Source organism: Salinimonas chungwhensis DSM 16280 (genome assembly GCF_000378185.1).
Classification (GTDB): Bacteria; Pseudomonadota; Gammaproteobacteria; order Enterobacterales; family Alteromonadaceae; genus Alteromonas; species Alteromonas chungwhensis.
On sequence record NZ_KB899376.1, the window covers coordinates 648,974 to 668,454 of the forward strand.

Here is a 19,481-nt window from a genome sequence, read left to right on the forward strand (position 1 = left end):
TGATTAAAACCTCTGAAAATTGTAAAAAGGTGCGAATTTATCGCACCTTTTTTATTGTAAAGGCCGTATAGTAGTGTTCGTTTCCTTGTAATAAGAGTTCAACACAGGATTATTTATGAGCATCGCCAGCAGTATTAACATGGACGAATCATCGGGCATTACGTATCTGAATATCGACAATGACTTCGCCCAGGCCAAAATTAGCTTATATGGTGGGCATGTACTCTCTTATATACCAAAATCTGATGCAACAGAGCGTCTGTGGTTAAGCCCCCATGCGGTAAAAAATGGCGACAAGCCGATCAGAGGCGGCGTTCCGGTTTGCTGGCCCTGGTTTAGCGATGATCATGGCAGAGCCAAAGGTGACTTACCTGCTCATGGGTTTCTGCGCTCACAGGTTTGGAAAATCGTTAGTTCACAAGATACCCCTGAAGGGACTGAACTTAATATGTCCCCCTCTTACACTCGGGCTGACGGCTTTGAATACGACTGTGATGTCACACTAACCGTTTTTGTCGGTGCTACCCTTACTTTAAGTTTACAAACTGTAAATAAAGGATTGGTGCCTTTTACGTTCAACACGGCATTGCACACATATTTTCAGGTAGCCAATATTGCCGATGTACAACTAGATGGGCTTATTGGCGATTACAAGGATAAAAACGATAACTGGGCCGTGAAAACCACTCCGCCCGACTATCGAATTGAAAAGGAAACCGATCGTATTCATCTGGATCCAGCCAAACAAGTGGTTATCAAGGAAAATACTAAACCGTTCACCCGTATCAATTCATCAGGTCATGACTCTATTGTTGTATGGAATCCATGGCAGGGAGCGGCTTCAATCTCAGACATGGATGCGTTCGGCTATAAGCATATGATTTGCGTGGAGTCCGCTTGCACACAGAATATATCACTTGCGCCCGATGAACAGCACACGCTGACGCAGATTATCCACCCCGTATAGACTATCAGCCAGCCTGTTGCAGAAACGGCCCCTCAGGGGCCGTTTTTGTATTTTTTTTATTTTCAAAAAAGTTTTAAAAGCCAATAGGCTCTTTTTGTGCTTTTTCCCGTATAAGATTTCAATGAGTCGGGGCGTGCTGGTTGTTGCGCACTTTTAAAACACAGGTAGGGAAACTAAAACCCATGAAAAACATCATCAAATCAGCTGTATTCGCCAGTCTTCTTTGCGCGTCATTTTCTTCGATGGCTTTATCAAAAACAGTCAAGGGCACTTACGTGCCGGTGAAGGGTACGGTAGAAACATTTGAAGTATCCGATCCAGCGCTGGGAGAGCCGCCTGAACAACTGGGTACCTACAAAATTTATCTAGTCAATAAAGACTGGCAAAGTCTAACTGGTCAGGAGCGAAAAACAACGCGCTATTTGATAAAAGTTGAAGGTTTAGTAGCCGGTAAAATTAATCCACTGACTGGGCTTGCCTCGCATAAATTGGTAGGGAAAAAGCAGGATTATACATTTCGTTCAGAGAACGATTTGCTGATCCCTTTATCGGGAGACTTCATCTGCTCTGGTGGGAGCCCATTAGTTATAAACGAGCAAATAAATTTGGTAAAAGGAACTGGCAAATATAGTAATTTGGACACTGGTACTGTTGTCCTTAGCGGCGTTATAAATAATTGCCCGGGCGATGAGGATTTCGGTAAGAACAATCTTAAAGTTATTCCTCACCAGGGTAGCGTAACCTTTAATTAATCGGCATTAAAAAAAGACCGTCTCAGATTTCTGGCACGGTCTTTTTAACTATATTACAGCTTAACTATATTACAGCACAAAACGCAATGCTTAATTCTTAGCGCCTTCTACTGCCTCTTTAGCTAATTGCGTGATGCGATCCCAGTCACCTGATTCAATAGCATCATCCGGCGCGATCCACGATCCGCCCACACAAGCTACATTTTTTAATGCCAGGTAAGATCTATAATTTTCAGGACTGATGCCACCTGTAGGGCAAAATGTAACATCAGGGAAAGGACCGCTGATAGATTTAATCGCTTTTATGCCACCAGACGCTTCAGCCGGGAAAAATTTCATGTGTGTATAGCCGGCATCTTTACCTTTCATGAGATCAGACGTAGATGAGATTCCAGGAATCAATGGAATAGAACATTGCTTGCCCGCTTCCAGCAAATCGGCTGTCATACCAGGGCTGATAGCAAACTTTGCCCCGGCATCAGTCACCTCTTTCAGCTGTTGAGCATTTGTAACCGTTCCTGCACCAATCAGTGCATCCGGTACTTCCTGGGCAATTCTGCGTATAACGTCAAGCGCCGCAGGCGTACGCAAAGTGACTTCCAACACTTTGATACCACCGGCCATAAGCGCTTTGGCCAGCGGTACAGCCTTGTCAGCATCCTTGATTACCAGAACAGGTACAACCGGGCCAGCCGCAAAAATTTCCGCTGGGGAAAGGGTCCAATTTTTTGTCATAATTCACTCGCAATATGTTGTTGTAGATACGCCGCTGCCCCTAACAATCCATGATCGGGTTCTGCAATAAGATAGGTAGGAATATTCTTCACGTAATGTTTCATCTGGCCCTTCGCTTCAAAGCGGGCACGAAAGTCACTTTGCTTGATAAAATCTACAAAGCGATTAGCAATACCACCGCCGATAAATACGCCGCCAGTGGTGGCCATATTTAGTGCCAGGTTGCCGGCGAAGCTTCCCATAATACGGCAGAATTGGTGTAATGTTGCTTCGCAAACCTCACACTCGCCGGCTAGCGCTTTGGTAGTTACCTCCGCCGGATCTGTGATTTCAGAAGTCACGCCTTTGGCCTGCGCCAGTGCGGCATAAATATTTAACAGACCTCTGCCTGACATAACTTCTTCAGCCGATGCGCGGCCATGCATATTCTGTAAATGTCGCCAGACAACGATGTCAGTTTCATCCACCGGCGCAAAATCCATGTGCCCACCCTCACCGTCAAGGGTCTGCCAGCCGGCGGCTGTCATCGTGATATGCTCCACACCCAAACCAGTACCTGGCCCAAACACCGCGATATTACCATGTTCGATTGCTTTGCCATGACCAAGTTGAATAACCTGGTCATCAGATAGCGTGGGTAGTGAATGCGCTACCGCTGTAAAATCGTTGATTACATATAATGAGTCCAGGTGAAGCTGCTGACGTAACGCTTGTTGTGAAAATGCCCAACTATGATTGGTCATTTCTACCTGATCGCCTAACACCGGACATGCTATGCCGATACATCCATGGGTAAAGCGGTATTCACGAAGGTCAGTAAAATATGCCTGAATCGCCAGATCGATACTGGCAAAATCATCACATATATACTTCTTAATGTCCGCCACACCGTTTTCGGTCACCCTGGCCAGGCGGATGTTGGTGCCGCCAACATCTGCAACGAACTTTTCACTCATAGCGCCTGCTCCTGAGTGTAAAATAACGAACAAGCGCCTTCTTCAGCACCCGTCATCACTGAGCGCATGCCAGCAAATAACTCACGCCCCATCCCTTCATGATGATTGTCCAGATCAGCTTTGGCAGGTTCGCGGGCATCCAGCTCACTATCGTCAACACATAACGTCAATTCACCCGTCTGTGTATTAAGCTCAACCAAATCACCGTTTTTCACTTTGGCCAGCAACCCACCGTTAAATGCTTCTGGGGTGACATGAATAGCCGCTGGCACTTTACCGGAGGCTCCGGACATTCGGCCGTCAGTTACCAATGCTACCTGATATCCGCGATCCTGAAGGACACCTAATGGTGGTGTGAGGCGATGTAATTCAGGCATACCAATCGCAGAAGGGCCCTGGAAGCGAACCACCACAATGCAATCTTTATCTAAATCGCCATCCCGGAATGCTTCGTCCAGCTCAAACTGGTCCTCAAATACGACCGCCGGGGCTTTGATATGACAATGAGGGTTAGGCAGCGCCGATGTTTTAATAACCGCACGGCCAAGATTTCCATCAAGAACGCTTAGTCCGCCATCTGGTTTAAAAGGCGAGGCCACTGAAGATAGAACGCTGGTATCAGCCGAAACGCCGGCGCCGTCACGCCAGACCAACTCACCGTCTTCCATGCGGGGTTCCTGGGTATAACGATCAAGGCCATGTCCACAAATGGTATTAACATCATTGTGTAACAAGCCATTATCCAGTAATTCTTTGAACAATACTGCCATGCCGCCTGCAGCAACAAAGTGATTTATATCAGCTGACCCATTGGGATAGATGCGTGTTAACAGAGGTACCGCATTGGATATTTCTGAAAAATCATCCCACGTTATAATAATGCCAGCGGCACGAGCCACAGCAACAAGATGCATAGTATGATTCGTTGAGCCACCGGTGGCCAATAGCGCGACCAGACCATTAACGATGGCTTTTTCATCCACAATATGACCAATGGGCATGTAATCATTACCCAGATCCGTTAAACGAGTGGCCTGGATGGATGCTGCTTTAGTCAACGCATCGCGCAAAGGCGTGCCCGGATTGACAAAAGAGGCGCCCGGCAAGTGCAGACCCATCGTTTCCACTACCAACTGGTTAGAGTTGGCTGTCCCGTAGAAGGTGCAAGTGCCAGCTGAGTGGTATGACTGTGATTCTGCTTCCAACAACTCTTCACGCCCTACTTTGCCCTCGGCAAATTCCTGTCTGACACGCGCTTTGTCTTTGTTAGGCAGACCTGAAGGCATTGGGCCCGCCGGCACAAATACGGTTGGCAGGTGGCCAAACGATAATGAACCTAAGAGCAGCCCTGGCACGATTTTGTCGCAGATTCCCAGCATCATAGCTGAATCAAACATATTATGGGAAAGTGCAACAGCGGTCGCCTGTGCAATCACATCGCGGCTCATGAGACTCAGGTCCATCCCCGGGTTCCCCTGGGTAACGCCATCACACATAGCCGGAACACCGCCGGCAAACTGCGCTACACTACCTACTTCTTTGATAGCCTCTTTAATTATTGAGGGGTAGCTTTCGTAGGGTTGGTGTGCAGAAAGCATATCGTTATACGCAGACACAATAGCGACATTCGCCTTGGTCATACTGCGCAAATCAGATTTTTCACTACTGCCACAGGCGGCAAACCCATGCGCAAGGTTACCACAGGAAAGCTCACCGCGATGTGGCCCCTCTCGACGGGCCTTATCAATTTTAGCCAGGTATGCTTTACGGGTTGCTTTGCTACGCTCGGTGATACGTTGCGTAATTTCGGCGATTTGATTGTTCATCGGTTTCTCCTACGGGGCCCACATCAGCGTTACAGGTGCACGGTTAACAACAGCAGTAACGGGCTTCTCAATTTCAGTATTATTTTCAAGTGCGTCCAATAACACTGACTTCTTCTTGTCACCGGTAAGGTGAATGAAAATATTCCGGCTGTGTAACAATGCAGGTAATGTCAGCGAAATTCGCTGATGAGGAGCAGTGGTTGGTTGCACGGCAATACAAATTTTGCCGCTGGACATATTAAGTCCATCTTCTATTTGATCAGAGCACGGAAAAAGTGACGCAGTATGACCATCTTCACCCATACCCAAAATGAGTGCATCAAAGGGCTGTGGCATACTGGAAAGGCGTGATTCCACCTCAGCAATGGCGCTGTTGGCATCTTCATCCTTGGTAATCGGCGATATAAAATGCGCCTGACTAGCCTTATTCTGTAACAAATGTTCCCGAACCAGTTTAGTATTACTGGCGTCATCAGTTTCGTCGACCCAACGCTCATCGGCTAACGTAATATCTACCCGGGACCAGTCAATATCCGCTTCACTGAGTGTTTTAAACAGGCCTACCGGGGTACGCCCACCACTCACTACCAGGCTTGCTCGTCCGCGAGTGGTGATCCCTTCTTGTAATATCTCTACTAACGACTTGGCAAAAGAGGCCGTAAGAATATCCGGATTGTCAAAATGCTTTTGTGTTAGTGCCATATTATCTCTTCTTTGTCAGTTTACTTTCATACCAGCTACGATTTTCCCGCGCTAACAGGCCAATTGAGGCCACTGGGCCCCAGGTACCCGCCTGGTATGGTTCCGGTGGTTCCGAAGAATTACTCCAGGCCTCTAAAATGGAATCAACCCAGTTCCAGGCCTGTTCAACTTCGTCGCGTCGCACAAATAGCGCCTGGTTACCCAGCATGACCTCTAACAGCAGCTTTTCGTAAGCATCCGGGATGCGCTCTTCAGAAAATGCTTCAGAGAAACTCAAATCAAGCTTGGACTTTTGCAAATCCATCGAGCCGGAACTGGTCAGCCCGGGAATTTTGTTCATCACAGTAATCTGAACGCCTTCGTCCGGTTGCAGTCGAATCACAAGCTTGTTGGGTGGCAAACTGTTAAAGCTATCGCCAAACAAATTATGCGGCTGCCTTTTGAAATAAATCACGACCTCTGACACCTTAGTTGGCATACGTTTGCCGGTGCGCAGATAAAAAGGAACACCCGCCCAACGCCAGTTGTCTATTTCCGCCTTAATTGCCACAAACGTTTCAGTCTTACTGCGGGTATTGGCATCCTCTTCTTCCAGATAACCCGGGACTTCTTCGCCCTTGACGAATCCTGTGGTGTATTGCCCGCGCACTGTGACATCATTGATGTTTGAGCTGTTAATTGGTCGCAGTGCTTTAAGCACTTTTAGTTTTTCATCACGAATGCTGTCAGCATCCAATGTGGCCGGCGGCTCCATCGCCACCAGACTAAGAATTTGCAGCAGATGATTTTGCACCATGTCACGCATTTGGCCGGCATCATCAAAATATCCCCAGCGACCTTCAATTCCCACAGACTCTGCGACACTAATTTGTACGTGGTCTATACAATTATGATCCCAGTTCGTAGTGAAAATGCTGTTGGCAAAGCGAAGAGCAATCAGATTAAGCACTGTCTCTTTGCCCAGATAATGATCTATTCGGTAAATTTGCGATTCGTTAAAATACTCGGAGACCTCGTCATTAATCACCTTCGACGAGTCGAGGTCATGACCGATAGGTTTTTCAAGCACTACACGAACACTACTATCTATAATGTTGCAGCCGTGTAACCCCCTGCAGATATCACCATAAATCGCCGGTGGTGTCGCCAGGTAACACACCATGACCCGTTGCGGGTCAACAACGTCATCAAATACTTTATAGCTGTCGATATCTTTCATATCTACCTGGATGTAGTCCAGGCGCTCGCACAGCCGCTTCCAGGTATCTTCGCACAGGGATTTGTCGCTGAACTTCTCAATATTTGATTTTACTTCTGCGATATACTCATCTTTTGTCATCGCCTGACGAGCGACACCAATGATGGTGGTATCCGGGTGGAGCAGTTCAGCTTTTTCTAACTGATATAGTGATGGCAGCAGCTTGCGCCGTGACAAATCACCCATGGTGCCAAACAACACAAAGTCGCAGGGCTCAAAAGAATTATCCATTACCATATTGTCGACCTTTTAATGATAGCGGGAAACCCTACATTCAGTCAGGTAGGTTAAGGGATTCCACTGATGGTATTGCGCATAGTTAACATTAAATGTAGTAAAATTACAACTTTCATGCAATCCGATGCGTTTTATCTTTTCATTCTACCTGATAACCGTTCAGGTTACTCGGTTGTTAAAAAATTACATTCCTCTTGTCACCCGCTGTACATCAAGTAGTATAGGCGCATGCAACAGGGACTGACTTTTATTTAAGTGCTTAAGCCGTATGAATATTCTTGAAAAAATTGCCCAGAGCAAATCAGCTTTCAGTAAATCTGAAAAAAAAGTGGCCGAAGTAATCCTGGCCAATCCGCAAACCGCTATTCATTCAAGTATCGCGACGCTGGCGAAAATGTCAGATGTTAGTGAACCTACAGTCAATCGGTTCTGCCGACGCCTTGATACTAAAGGTTATCCTGACTTTAAACTGCACCTGGCGCAAAGTCTTGCTAATGGTACCCCCTATGTAAACCGACATGTGGACGAAGGTGATGGCCCGCAGGAATACACTAACAAAATTTTTGAATCTACGATGGCATCACTGGAAGTTGCGCGTCAGTCTGTAGACATAAACGTAGTAAACCGTGTCGTGGATTTGCTGACTCAGGCACAAAAAATATCCTTTTTTGGCCTGGGGGCTTCAGCATCGGTCGCACACGATGCCCTGAATAAGTTTTTTCGCTTCAATGTGCCTGTGGTTTATTTTGAAGATATTCTCATGCAGCGAATGAGTTGTATGAATTCTTCAGACGGAGATGTCGTGGTTTTGTTCTCTCACACCGGCAGAACCAAAAGCCTGGTGGAAATTGCGCAGATCGCTCGTCACAATGATGCCACAGTAGTAGGTATTACGTCTGCTGGCAGCCCACTGGCTAACGAATGCAGCTACGTGTTGTCGCTTGAAGTCCCTGAGGATACGGATATGTATATGCCCATGGCATCGCGTATTGCCCAGTTAACCCTGGTCGACGTTCTTGCTACCGGGTTCACGCTTCGCCGCGGCAATAAATTTCGGGAAAATCTCAAACGCGTTAAAGACACATTACGTAACTCTCGCTACGAAAAACGGGATTGAAGAGCAGCCCACCCTGGCATCGTAATTTCAAACGCGGCGCCTGGCGCTCCCACCGCTTAGAATGGAAAGTTTACGCTCGCTTCGCTATCTCGTTTAGGATGTAATACATTTGTGATCTAAAATCTTTATTATTCTGAACGAATAGTAAACAATACTGGTATGTTCAGTATGGAATTGTTAGGCATAACATTCACATTTATGTAAAATTCACCTACTATCCTGTAATAAAATTACGTAACGTGGTTACACAATCGCGACAATGACACTTACTTGCGTTACGATCATTCTGAATTTTCACTATAAGCAACGAAGCGACTGAATACTATGAGCAGAAGAACAAAAATCCTTGCTACTTTAGGCCCTGCAACCGACTCTATTGAAAAGATTGAAGCGATCATTAAAGCAGGCGCTAACGTTGTCCGTATGAATTTTTCACATGGTCAGGCAGAGGACCATATTGAGCGGGCAAAGCGTGTAAGACAAGCGGCCAGCAACCTCAACAAATATGTTGCCATTTTAGGCGACCTTCAGGGGCCGAAAATACGCGTCGCCCGGTTTAAAAATGGTGCAGTGGAATTAACCGTCGGCGAGGCGTTTGTCCTGGACGCCGAAATGTCGCGGGATGATGGCGACAAACATGCTGTAGGTATAGATTACAAAGCTCTGCCGGATGATGTGTCCGCTGGCGATATTCTGTTACTTGATGACGGTCGGATTCAGTTAAAAGTTACCCAGGTCAAAGACAGAAAAGTTCATACTGAAATTACTGTTGGCGGGAAGCTATCCAACAATAAGGGTATTAACCGTCAGGGTGGCGGCCTTTCTGCCGAAGCGCTTACCGAAAAAGATAAAGAAGACATTAAAACTGCGGCTAAGATCGGTGTCGATTACCTTGCGGTTTCGTTCCCGCGTTGTGGAGCAGATTTGGATTACGCGCGTGAACTGGCTCAGCAAGCTGGTTGTCATGCTCAAATCTGTGCCAAAGTAGAACGCGCTGAAGCAGTGGCCAGTGATGAAGCTATTGACGATATCATTACCGCATCTGATGCAGTAATGGTTGCTCGTGGCGATCTGGGCGTTGAAATTGGTGACGCAGAACTGGTAGGAAAACAAAAGAAACTCATATCGCGATCTCGCCAGCTCAATAAGGTAGTCATTACGGCGACACAAATGATGGAGTCAATGATTACCAGTCCGATGCCCACTCGAGCAGAGGTAATGGATGTAGCAAATGCTGTATTAGATGGTACTGATGCCGTTATGCTTTCAGCTGAAACAGCGGCCGGTAACTATCCGGTAGAGACAGTCCAGGCTATGGCACGGGTCTGTGAGGGTGCAGAAACACATCCCAGCGTGAAACTATCCAAACACCGGATGGATGATGTTTTTTCCACCGTCAGTGAAACCATTGCGCTGTCGGCGGTTTACGCAGCCAATCACCTGCCCAGCATTCGCGCTATCATTGCACTGACTGAAAGCGGAAATACACCAAAGCTAATGTCTCGGATGACCACCACCCTGCCCATTGTGGCGCTGTCCCGGCATCAGGATACCCTCAACATGATGGCGCTGTACCGTGGTGTGAAGCCAGTTTACTTTGATTCACGTGACAGTGAACCGGGTAAGCTTAAAAACGATGTAATGGAAGCACTTAAAGCAATAGGCCAGATAGAGCCAGGTGACACAGTGGTAATGACGTATGGTGACGAAATGGAAAAGATCGGTGCTACCAACGCCATGAAAGTTGTTAAAGTCGACTAATAAAAGACAGCGGCCGGCGCTGTGCGCCGGTTTTCAACTAATACCAATGCGTAAAATGTTTGTCAGTATCTCGTCTTGGAGCCTGGGGCGCATTCATCAAAGGTGTACCCAGATAAAGAAAGCCAACCAATTCATCTTCTTTGGTCATACCCAGCTGCTCTTTTACATAGTCACACTGCGCATATGCGCCGGTTCGCCATATACCATTAAAGCCCTGAGCAATCGCCGCCATCTGCATTGCCATTACGGCACAGGAGGCTGAGGCAATTTGTTCCACCCTGGGCACTTTGGGATGTTCAGTATAGTTGGCAATCGTTATAATTATCATCGGCGCGCGCAGTGGTAACTGAGAAGCGCGATCTATGTCTTTTTGTGGTTTGCCATTGCGAATTGCTGACTGTTCGAAGATAGCGCCCAACCGGTTTAATCCCTCACCTTCACATACAATAAACTGCCAGGGTGCCAGCGCCGCATGGTCAGGCGCTCTTAATGCAGCTTGCTTTATATTTTCCAGTACTTCACCGCCTGGCGCTGGTTCACCCACTCTGGGTTGTGAACGTCGTGTTGTCAGTAGTGATAACGCATCCATTACCCACTCCTTATGTTATTTGTCAGCCCGTTATCCTAAGCCCAGCCCGGATAAAATACCAGTATGGGGTGAAGTCATCTCCCCTTAGAATTATGCGCTTAGTTACTTACTGATACTCGCTTTGTCTTCAGATATTATCTTATACAATTGGACGAAGACGGTATCGGTTCGGATACCTTAACTATAGAAAACGTAAACAAATCACATTTCATTACAATTTTAAGTAGCGATTCAGTCATGATTCGATACCATGAGAAGAAAATAAGTCAGAGGTAGTAAAAGTTTATGGCGGCAAAAGGTAGTTGGACGAAGTCCCTTTTTATCGGTCTTTGGACTGTATTAAATTTCTGTAGGAAACTCTTTTTTAATATTATCTTCATCTTCATTCTGGTCGCTGTGATTGTTGCTATTTCAGCTGATAAAAGCCCGGTGAGTGTAAAGCCTGACAGTGCATTGTACGTCAATTTACAGGGCCGGTTAGTAATTGAAAAAGAAGCCGTGGATCCCTTTGAGACATTCATGCAGGAAGCATTTGGCGATGAGCCGGAAAATCCTGAAATCCTGGTTCGCGACCTCGAAAAAGCGTTATACAACGCTAAAGCTGACAACCGCATAAAAGCCCTGGTGTTGGATCTTGACCGCTTTGAAGGTGGCGGCCTGGACAAGCTAAGACAGGTTGCTCAAGCCATTCAGGATTTCAAGACATCGGGCAAACCTGTTTATGCCATCGGCGACTACTATGCCCAGAGCCAATACTATCTTGCTGCACAGGCTGATAAAATTTATCTCAATCCTATGGGTGCACTTTTGCTTGAGGGTTATGGACGATATGGCCTGTACTTTAAGGACTTGTTGGAAAAACTTCAGGTAACCACGCATATTTTTCGGGTAGGCACTTATAAATCAGCGGTGGAACCTTTTTTACGCAATGATATGTCTGATGCAGCCAAAGAAGCCAATCGAGAGTGGCTTGATTCATACTGGGAGCAATACAAACAGGATGTGGCTGCTGCCCGCGGTATTTCAGAAGACCAGTTTGTGGAAAAACTCGATGTTCTGGTAGAAAAATTTGATGCTGCTGACGGTGACTTCGCGCAATACGCGCTGGAGAATGGCTGGGTGGATGCATTGAAAACCCGTACCGATATTCGCGAAGAACTTGCCGATCTGGTGGGGCGTGATGACACAGAGTTGAGTGTCAATGTAACAACTTTCGATTCATATCTGAGAGTGATTAATCCACCCATGCCTATTGGCGATAAGCGCGGTGATCATGTTGCAGTTGTGGTGGCCAAGGGACAGATTCTGGACGGAGAGCAACGCGCCGGTACAATTGGCGGAGACAGCACTGCCCTATTACTGCGCCAGGCCAGAATTGATGATAATGTAAAAGCTGTGGTGCTGCAGGTCGATTCACCTGGAGGCTCGTCGTTCGCCTCAGAAGTGATTCGTCAGGAAGTACTTGAATTACAAAAAGCTGGTAAGCCGGTTGTCGCGTCGATGAGCACCTATGCGGCATCAGGCGGTTACTGGATTTCAGCACCGGCCGATAAAATTTACGCGTCACCCAGTACTATCACCGGATCGATTGGCGTGTTCGGTATGTTTATGACATACGAAAATACGCTTGACTATATTGGTGTGGCCAGTGACGGTGTGGCCTCTACAGAAATTGCGGGACTTTCCCCCGCTCGTGAGCTGGATCCCAGGTTTGCAGATATCTTGCAGCGTAATGTTGAAAGCAGCTACAAACGCTTCATCACTATGGTTGCGGAAAACCGGGGGATGACCCCGGAAAAAGTTGATTCGATTGCTCAGGGACGGGTCTGGATTGGTACCAAAGCCAAGGAACTTGGTTTGGTAGATGAACTGGGCGAGTTAGACGACGCCGTAGCAGCAGCTGCGGAACTGGCGGGGCTTAAGGAATATGAAACGTCTTACGTAGAACGAAAATTAAGTCCGCAGGAGATGTTCTGGCGCAAGTTCTTTGGTCAGGCCATGGTCTGGGCGGCAAAAAGTCATTTTATCGATAGCAATACGCCAATGATGGGCCTGTTTAAACAGATGCTTACGCAGTACAGCGATGTTCAAAAATTAAATGATCCCATGGGTGTGTATATCTTATGTCTGCAATGTGAGGTTCGTTAATTGCAGTGATATGCAAAGAGGATAAAGCACAGGTAAAACAGCGCGTTCACGCGCTGTTTTCTCAAGCGCAGGACCACTTTTCTATACCGTTGACAGTGCCGGAAATTACCTGGCGTCGTTGCGGAAAAAATGCCGGTACCGCAAATTTAACCACCAACAAGATTAACTTTAATCCAGTCCTTTTTTGTCACAACCGTGAGGCTTATTTCAGCGACGTTATTCCGCATGAGGTTAGCCACGTTGTCGTTCATCAACTATATGGAAAAGTTCCCCCGCATGGCCGGCAGTGGCAGTGGGTCATGACATCGGTCTTTGATACACCCGCCAAAACCACGCACAACTTTGATCTGACCCCACTTGGCTTAAAAGGTTTTTCTTATCAATGTGCGTGTGGAGAAATTACCCTCTCCGTGCGCAGGCATAATAAAGTGATGAGAAATCAGCAGCAATACATTTGCAGACAATGTCGAAATATTCTTATTTACGTTGAAGGCGGGAAACACCACAACGTCGAATAATCACTCAAACCAGCGGCGGGTAAAAACCTTGTCTAATTGGTCGAACGCCGATTTTAAAAGCGCTGCCAGTTCTCTGTACTTAGGCTCGGACTGCCTGCTATGCACATCACAGCCCTCTTGTTGCAGTTTTCCGTGAATCTCGTAATACCAGCTTTTAAGCGCTGGTGGTAATGCCTGATTTGAGCGATGACCTAACCAAAGCAAACCTTGTAAAGGCAGACTAAGAAAAAATGCACCCATGGCGAGTGTCTGGGGCAGATATTCTGTCCCCTGGGAGTTAATTAACATCGCACTACAAACAACCGCTACAGGCGGCATTACAGCGATTGCAAAACGGGTAGCACTAATAACACGGCACTCAGCAAAATGAGGAAACAGTTCTTTTTTGACTGGCCAGGTACTCATGTAGTGCTGACCGTCCCGAAATAATGTCATTACAGATTGTGACATAAGCCACCTCATTTAAAATATGCCACAACAGCCTGTCTTCAATGCTGCGAGCGAATTACGATATTCTCTACATAGAATACTTAACCCTGAAGATTATAGCTCATCAACCGGTTTAACCATATTGAAAATTTATTCATTTACAGTAGAGATTGCATCCCTTGCCATTGAATGTAAGAATTTTGCCCAAATTAACACTCAACATTTGTACAGACCTGCTAGCGCGGGTTGCTATTGGAGATTAAAATGGCAGAAACCAGACATGTGCCGCTACTCATCCTGGGTTCGGGCCCGGCAGGCTATTCAGCAGCAGTGTATGCTGCACGGGCGAACCTTGATCCGGTTCTTATTACCGGCATTCAACAAGGTGGACAACTTACTACCACTACGGAAGTTGAAAACTGGCCAGGCGACCCTGAAGGTCTGACGGGGCCTGATTTAATGGTTCGGATGCAAAAACATGCTGAAAAGTTCAATACGGAAATTGTTTTTGATCATATCAATAAAACTGACTTATCTAAAAAGCCTTACACTTTATACGGTGATTCAGGAACTTACACCTGCGATGCATTAATTATCGCCACTGGCGCATCAGCAAAATATCTGGGCCTTGAATCGGAAGAAGCCTTCAAAGGTAAAGGTGTCTCAGCATGTGCTACCTGTGATGGTTTCTTTTATCGCAATCAGAAAGTCGCTGTCGTTGGCGGCGGAAATACCGCGGTAGAAGAAGCATTGTATCTTTCTAATATTGCTTCTGAGGTACATGTGGTACATCGTCGCGATACTTTCCGTTCGGAAAAAATTCTTGAGCAGCGACTTCGGGATAAGGCAGAAAATGGCAACGTAACCTTGCATCTTAACCGTACCCTGGATGAAGTGCTCGGCGACGAGATGGGTGTAACAAAAATTCGTATTGCGGATACGCAAAGTGACGCGAAAGAAGAATTAGATGTGATGGGTCTGTTCATTGCGATCGGGCACAAACCCAATACAGACATCTTTGAAGGCCAGCTTGAGATGAAAGATGGTTATATCAAAGTGAATAGTGGTACTGAAGGCAATGCGACCCAAACCTCTGTAGAGGGCGTCTTCGCTGCCGGCGATGTAAGCGACCATATTTATCGTCAGGCCATCACCTCAGCGGGTACAGGCTGTATGGCGGCACTTGATGCAGAAAAGTATCTGGATGGTGTGCGTGCTGCGGCACAATGGTAATCAAATTCCGTTTAATAGAGGACCCTTTGTGGGTCCTTTTTTGTGGATCCTGTTTTGGCACTGGTGTTAAGCAACTCACTTTTGGTATAACGGCATAAGTGAACAATGGTCAGAACGTCTATGATTGAGCTTCCCTACTTATCCTATTCAACCCCCTTCCCGCCTGTGACCCAGGCACTCAGGGAGCCAAACGGCCTGCTCGCGTTTGGCGGCGATTTATCGGTTAAAAGATTGATGCTTGCCTACAAGCATGGAATATTTCCGTGGTTTAGTGACAATGAACCACTGCTTTGGTGGTCACCGGATCCCAGAGCTATCATTGAACTGGATGGGTTTCATCGCTCCAGAAGTCTGCGCAAGCTTGTCCGTCAGCAACGTTATAAAATCACATTAAATTACTGTTTTGATGAGGTGATTCTACACTGCGCCAAAATTCCACGCCGTGATATAAATGGCAAGCATGAGAGCACAGACACCTGGATAACTGACACCATGATACAAGCATACAGGCAGCTTCACGAATACGGTTTCGCGCATTCCATAGAAGTATGGGATGCAGCTGATCAGCTGGCTGGCGGGCTTTATGGGGTCGGAGTGGGCAAAGTGTTTTGTGGCGAATCAATGTTTCACAAACACCCAAATACGTCTAAACTTGCTATGTACGCACTGGTAGAACACATGAGCAGGCATGAACTGGCGTTTATTGATTGCCAAATGCCGACCGATCACTTGGCCAGTCTCGGTGCAGTCACCGTTCCACGAACGGAGTTCATAACCAGATTAACACGCCATAATCAGACTCTGGATAATTCCGGCAGTCCTATGCTGTTTTACCAGTCATGTTGGCAAAAGCAGGTAATCACATTATGAAATTTGGAATTACCCAAACATTTCGCTGTAGCTATCTACCTGACGAACATGAACAGCTATTGGTTTTTGCAGAGACTGAACATAATTTTGCCGGACGTTACGGCCAACTTATTCAGGCCGGATTCCGACGTAGTGGCTCACAAATATATCGGCCACACTGCCCTTCGTGTCAAGCATGCCAGTCTGTTCGCATATTGGTTGATGAATTTACACCGTCAAAAAGTCAAAAGCGTATTATCAAAAAAAATGCGTTATTGACCTCTCAATTAGCGACCTCGCCTAAAGATAGTTATTATCCGTTATATGAGCGTTATATTACAAATCGGCATGCGGATGGTACAATGTATCCTCCAAACAGACAGCAATTTGAAAGTTTTGTATTGTGTGAGTGGAAATCGCCCCTGTTTATCGAGGCCTACAAGGGAGATGAGCTCGTTGCGGTGGCGGTCACGGACGATATTGATTTTGGTTTGGAGCACCAGGCCTATTCGGCACTTTACACCTTTTATGCGCCTGAACTGACCCAACACTCTCCTGGCACCTGGATGATCATCCAACAGCTTAAACATGCTCAGGCGAACAATAAGCGTTATCTGTATCTGGGGTACCAGATAGATGCGTGTGCAAAGATGAACTATAAAAGTAAATTTTTGCCTCATGAGCGTTTTTTTCACAATGATTGGCATCGTTGCGATAAAAAATAGCTTTTAAACTTTACTTATGGCGTCAGATTCGGTAATGTCTGCGCGGCAAAATTTTGACTTACTGAGGTAACTGCTATACATGGCAAAAGAAGATTCTATTGAAATGGAAGGCGTGATACTAGATACGCTGCCTAACACAATGTTCCGCGTTGAACTGGAAAATGGCCACGTGGTCACAGCTCATATTTCCGGCAAGATGCGCAAGAACTATATTCGTATTCTGACAGGTGACAAAGTCACTGTTGAAATGACACCTTATGATCTTACCAAAGGTCGTATTGTGTATCGAGCAAGATAATATCAGTAAGTAAGAATCTCACCGATAAGAAAAAACCCGGCCATTGCCGGGTTTTTTAATGATTATCATATTTGTATTTTCAGCTCGATTCAGCTTTCGCATTTGGTGACTCTACACCAGTATAGGTAAACTCAAGCTTGTCATTCTTCAGGTCTACCTTCACGCCACCACCCTTGTTGAGCTCACCAAATAATAATTCATTAGCCAACTCTTTCTTTATTTCATCCTTGATCAGCCGTGACATAGGTCTCGCCCCCATGGAGCGATCATAGCCTTTTTCAGCTAAATAAGCGCGTGCCTCGCTCGTGACATCCAACGACACCCCTTTAACATCCAACTGGGCCTGTAGTTCAATAATAAACTTATCAACTACCTGCAGTATGATGTCAGATTCAAGATGATTGAACCAGATGATGGCGTCCAGGCGGTTCCTGAATTCCGGCGAAAATACCTTATTGATTTCAGACAACGCATCATGGCTATGATCCTGTTGCTTAAACCCAATAGACTTACGGACCGTCTCCTGTACGCCGGCATTGGTCGTCATCACCAGCACAACATTTCTGAAGTCAACGTGACGGCCATTATTGTCAGTCAGCGTGCCATGATCCATAACCTGCAACAAAATGTTGTAGATGTCACTGTGGGCTTTCTCAATCTCATCCAGCAGAACGACTGAATATGGATTTTTTATAACCGCATCGGTGAGCAGGCCACCCTGGTCAAAACCAACGTAACCTGGGGGGGCACCAATCAGACGGCTCACTGCATGGCGTTCCATATACTCAGACATATCAAAACGAACCAGCTCCACGCCCATAATCTTGGCTAACTGTTGGGTAACTTCTGTTTTGCCTACGCCGGTAGGTCCGGCAAACAGGAAGCTGCCAATTGGTTTCTCTTCACTACCTAAACCAGAGCGCGACAGATGGATAGCATCGGTAAGCGAGCTGATCGCTTTGTCCTGACCAAATACCACCATCTTCAAATCGCGGTTGAGATTTTTTAACACTTCCCGATCAGATTTCGACACAGATTTTTCCGGAATTCGTGCCATTTTGGCAATAATCTGCTCTATATCTGCGACCTTTATTGTTTTTTTGCGCTTGGACTGCGGCAACAAGCGCTGACTTGCACCAGCTTCATCCATTACGTCTATAGCCTTATCAGGCAGTTGTCGTTCGTTAATATACTTTGCGGAAAGCTCAGCAGCAGCCTGCAATGCTTTTTGCGTGAATCTGACACTATGATGCTCTTCGTATCGATTCTTCAGGCCCAGAAGTATTTTCGTCGTATCACTGACACTGGGTTCGGTAACATCAATCTTCTGGAAACGGCGCGCCAGCGCGCGGTCTTTTTCAAAGATTCCCTGATATTCCTGAAAGGTTGTAGAACCAATGCACCGCAGCTCACCACTACTCAGTTTAGGCTTAAGCAAATTAGACGCATCCATCACGCCACCGGAAGCCGCCCCCGCCCCAATGATTGTATGGATTTCGTCAATAAACAAAATAGCATTTTCGTCAGCACTGAGCTCCTTCAATATCGCTTTAAGGCGTTTTTCAAAGTCTCCCCGATATTTTGTACCGGCCAGTAAGCCACCCAAATCCAGTGAGTAAACAGTGCTTTGTGCTATAACTTCAGGCACATCTTCATTAACAATACGGTATGCAAGGCCCTCAGCTATGGCAGTTTTGCCCACTCCAGCCTCACCTACCAGCAGTGGGTTATTTTTGCGACGCCGACACAGTATTTGGATTGTCCGCTCGAGTTCAGCATCGCGACCTATAAGCGGATCAATTTTACCGTCTTTGGCATGTCGATTTAGATCGGTAGCATATTTGCTCAACGCTGACCCATTTTCCTCACCTTCAGCACCCTCTTCACTGGCTTCGCCGGCACCGGGGCTACCTTCATCTTCCGACTTACTTACCCCATGGCTGATAAAGTTGACCACATCAAGTCGGGTGACATCGGATTTTTTGAGAATATAAACGGCCTGAGACTCTTGTTCACTAAAAATAGCAACAAGTACATTGGCACCGGTTACCTCGTCACGACCTGAAGATTGCACATGAAAAACGGCGCGTTGTAACACCCGCTGAAAACCCAGCGTTGGCTGCGTTTCGCGCTCCCCCACCTGGTCATCCAGGATGAGCGGTGTGGTGTCTTTAACAAACTCAATGAGTTCTGCTTTAATCGCTTCTATATCTGCGCCACAGGCTTTGAGGGCTTCCTGCGCCGATGAATTGTCCATCAATGCTAAAAGCAAATGTTCAACCGTCATAAATTCGTGCCGATGCTCTCTGGCAAACACGAATGCTTCGTTTAACGTCTGCTCTAATTCTTTGTTCAACATATTGCTCGCCCCTAGTTAAATC

Annotated in this window: 18 protein-coding genes; 10 read left to right on the forward strand and 8 right to left on the reverse strand. The window is 46.5% G+C overall.

Annotated elements, in window-relative coordinates; genetic code table 11:
• Positions 1–115 precede the first annotated feature (115 nt).
• Positions 116–967 (forward strand): D-hexose-6-phosphate mutarotase, encoded by an 852-nt coding sequence (locus F458_RS0103025; protein ID WP_018981899.1) that lies wholly within the window; start codon positions 116–118, stop codon positions 965–967.
• A gap of 182 nt (positions 968–1,149) precedes the next feature.
• Positions 1,150–1,719: a hypothetical protein gene (locus F458_RS0103030; protein ID WP_018981900.1), complete on the forward strand. Its 570-nt coding sequence runs from the start codon at positions 1,150–1,152 to the stop codon at positions 1,717–1,719.
• Between the two features lie 90 nt (positions 1,720–1,809).
• Here the strand turns inward: F458_RS0103030 and F458_RS0103035 are convergent, their stop codons facing one another.
• Genes F458_RS0103035 through zwf form a run of 5 tightly spaced genes read right to left on the reverse strand, consistent with a single transcriptional unit; the run spans position 1,810 to position 7,433 of the window.
• Complete coding sequence (locus F458_RS0103035; RefSeq protein WP_018981901.1) at positions 1,810–2,454, reverse strand: bifunctional 4-hydroxy-2-oxoglutarate aldolase/2-dehydro-3-deoxy-phosphogluconate aldolase; 645 nt, start codon at positions 2,452–2,454, stop codon at positions 1,810–1,812.
• Complete coding sequence (locus F458_RS0103040; protein ID WP_018981902.1) at positions 2,451–3,410, reverse strand: glucokinase; 960 nt, start codon at positions 3,408–3,410, stop codon at positions 2,451–2,453. The genes F458_RS0103035 and F458_RS0103040 overlap by 4 nt, the downstream gene beginning before the upstream one ends.
• Complete coding sequence (edd, locus tag F458_RS0103045; RefSeq protein WP_018981903.1) at positions 3,407–5,236, reverse strand: phosphogluconate dehydratase; 1,830 nt, start codon at positions 5,234–5,236, stop codon at positions 3,407–3,409. The genes F458_RS0103040 and edd overlap by 4 nt, the downstream gene beginning before the upstream one ends.
• A 9-nt stretch (positions 5,237–5,245) precedes the next feature.
• The gene (gene pgl / locus F458_RS0103050) at positions 5,246–5,938 is read right to left on the reverse strand and encodes a 6-phosphogluconolactonase (RefSeq protein ID WP_018981904.1); all 693 of its coding nucleotides are present in this window, start codon (positions 5,936–5,938) and stop codon (positions 5,246–5,248) included.
• 1 nt (position 5,939) lies between these two features.
• Complete coding sequence (zwf, locus tag F458_RS0103055) at positions 5,940–7,433, reverse strand: glucose-6-phosphate dehydrogenase (RefSeq protein WP_018981905.1); 1,494 nt, start codon at positions 7,431–7,433, stop codon at positions 5,940–5,942.
• Positions 7,434–7,701: 268 nt separating this feature from the next.
• On the opposite strand from zwf, the gene F458_RS0103060 reads away from it, so the two are divergent.
• Entirely contained in the window at positions 7,702–8,550 is an 849-nt protein-coding gene (locus F458_RS0103060) for a MurR/RpiR family transcriptional regulator (RefSeq protein ID WP_018981906.1), read from the forward strand.
• A gap of 324 nt (positions 8,551–8,874) precedes the next feature.
• Positions 8,875–10,311, forward strand: a complete 1,437-nt coding sequence (gene pyk / locus F458_RS0103065) for a pyruvate kinase (RefSeq protein WP_018981907.1) — start codon at positions 8,875–8,877, stop codon at positions 10,309–10,311.
• A gap of 37 nt (positions 10,312–10,348) precedes the next feature.
• Here pyk and F458_RS0103070 read toward each other — a convergent pair whose 3' ends face one another.
• Entirely contained in the window at positions 10,349–10,900 is a 552-nt protein-coding gene (locus F458_RS0103070) for an NAD(P)H nitroreductase (protein WP_018981908.1), read from the reverse strand.
• 285 nt (positions 10,901–11,185) lie between these two features.
• Here F458_RS0103070 and sppA point away from each other — a divergent pair, with 285 nt between their 5' ends.
• Together sppA and F458_RS0103080 are read left to right on the forward strand one after the other, a co-directional pair.
• Positions 11,186–13,048 (forward strand): signal peptide peptidase SppA, encoded by a 1,863-nt coding sequence (gene sppA, locus F458_RS0103075; RefSeq protein ID WP_018981909.1) that lies wholly within the window; start codon positions 11,186–11,188, stop codon positions 13,046–13,048.
• A 5-nt stretch (positions 13,049–13,053) separates the two neighbouring features.
• Complete coding sequence (locus F458_RS0103080) at positions 13,054–13,566, forward strand: SprT family zinc-dependent metalloprotease (RefSeq protein WP_018981910.1); 513 nt, start codon at positions 13,054–13,056, stop codon at positions 13,564–13,566.
• On the opposite strand, the gene yfbV is transcribed toward F458_RS0103080, so the two are convergent.
• A complete protein-coding gene (gene yfbV, locus F458_RS0103085) occupies positions 13,567–14,016 on the reverse strand; it encodes a terminus macrodomain insulation protein YfbV (RefSeq protein ID WP_018981911.1) in 450 nt (149 codons plus the stop codon).
• A 243-nt stretch (positions 14,017–14,259) separates the two neighbouring features.
• On the opposite strand from yfbV, the gene trxB reads away from it, so the two are divergent.
• The 4 genes from trxB to infA all read left to right on the forward strand — a co-directional run bounded on the left by trxB (position 14,260) and on the right by infA (position 17,100).
• Complete coding sequence (gene trxB / locus F458_RS0103090) at positions 14,260–15,228, forward strand: thioredoxin-disulfide reductase (protein ID WP_018981912.1); 969 nt, start codon at positions 14,260–14,262, stop codon at positions 15,226–15,228.
• A 120-nt stretch (positions 15,229–15,348) separates the two neighbouring features.
• Positions 15,349–16,098, forward strand: a complete 750-nt coding sequence (aat, locus tag F458_RS0103095) for a leucyl/phenylalanyl-tRNA--protein transferase (protein ID WP_026294449.1) — start codon at positions 15,349–15,351, stop codon at positions 16,096–16,098.
• Positions 16,095–16,802, forward strand: a complete 708-nt coding sequence (locus F458_RS0103100) for an arginyltransferase (protein ID WP_018981914.1) — start codon at positions 16,095–16,097, stop codon at positions 16,800–16,802. The genes aat and F458_RS0103100 overlap by 4 nt, the downstream gene beginning before the upstream one ends.
• 79 nt (positions 16,803–16,881) lie before the next feature.
• Positions 16,882–17,100 carry a translation initiation factor IF-1 gene (infA, locus tag F458_RS0103105; protein WP_018981915.1) on the forward strand — a complete coding sequence of 73 codons (219 nt, stop codon included), beginning with the start codon at positions 16,882–16,884 and terminating at the stop codon, positions 17,098–17,100.
• A gap of 79 nt (positions 17,101–17,179) precedes the next feature.
• Here infA and clpA read toward each other — a convergent pair whose 3' ends face one another.
• Positions 17,180–19,459 (reverse strand): ATP-dependent Clp protease ATP-binding subunit ClpA, encoded by a 2,280-nt coding sequence (gene clpA, locus F458_RS0103110; protein ID WP_018981916.1) that lies wholly within the window; start codon positions 19,457–19,459, stop codon positions 17,180–17,182.
• Positions 19,460–19,481: the final 22 nt, after the last annotated feature.

Bases quoted from the DNA above. Each gene is read 5' to 3' on its own strand.
- F458_RS0103025 (WP_018981899.1), top strand. From the start codon at position 116: ATGAGCATCGCCAGCAGTATTAACATGGACGAATCATCGGGCATTACG.
- F458_RS0103030 (WP_018981900.1), top strand. From the start codon at position 1,150: ATGAAAAACATCATCAAATCAGCTGTATTCGCCAGTCTTCTTTGCGCG.
- F458_RS0103035 (WP_018981901.1), bottom strand. From the start codon at position 2,454: ATGACAAAAAATTGGACCCTTTCCCCAGCGGAAATTTTTGCGGCTGGC.
- F458_RS0103040 (WP_018981902.1), bottom strand. From the start codon at position 3,410: ATGAGTGAAAAGTTCGTTGCAGATGTTGGCGGCACCAACATCCGCCTG.
- edd (WP_018981903.1), bottom strand. From the start codon at position 5,236: ATGAACAATCAAATCGCCGAAATTACGCAACGTATCACCGAGCGTAGC.
- pgl (WP_018981904.1), bottom strand. From the start codon at position 5,938: ATGGCACTAACACAAAAGCATTTTGACAATCCGGATATTCTTACGGCC.
- zwf (WP_018981905.1), bottom strand. From the start codon at position 7,433: ATGGTAATGGATAATTCTTTTGAGCCCTGCGACTTTGTGTTGTTTGGC.
- F458_RS0103060 (WP_018981906.1), top strand. From the start codon at position 7,702: ATGAATATTCTTGAAAAAATTGCCCAGAGCAAATCAGCTTTCAGTAAA.
- pyk (WP_018981907.1), top strand. From the start codon at position 8,875: ATGAGCAGAAGAACAAAAATCCTTGCTACTTTAGGCCCTGCAACCGAC.
- F458_RS0103070 (WP_018981908.1), bottom strand. From the start codon at position 10,900: ATGGATGCGTTATCACTACTGACAACACGACGTTCACAACCCAGAGTG.
- sppA (WP_018981909.1), top strand. From the start codon at position 11,186: ATGGCGGCAAAAGGTAGTTGGACGAAGTCCCTTTTTATCGGTCTTTGG.
- yfbV (WP_018981911.1), bottom strand. From the start codon at position 14,016: ATGTCACAATCTGTAATGACATTATTTCGGGACGGTCAGCACTACATG.
- trxB (WP_018981912.1), top strand. From the start codon at position 14,260: ATGGCAGAAACCAGACATGTGCCGCTACTCATCCTGGGTTCGGGCCCG.
- aat (WP_026294449.1), top strand. From the start codon at position 15,349: ATGATTGAGCTTCCCTACTTATCCTATTCAACCCCCTTCCCGCCTGTG.
- F458_RS0103100 (WP_018981914.1), top strand. From the start codon at position 16,095: ATGAAATTTGGAATTACCCAAACATTTCGCTGTAGCTATCTACCTGAC.
- infA (WP_018981915.1), top strand. From the start codon at position 16,882: ATGGCAAAAGAAGATTCTATTGAAATGGAAGGCGTGATACTAGATACG.
- clpA (WP_018981916.1), bottom strand. From the start codon at position 19,459: ATGTTGAACAAAGAATTAGAGCAGACGTTAAACGAAGCATTCGTGTTT.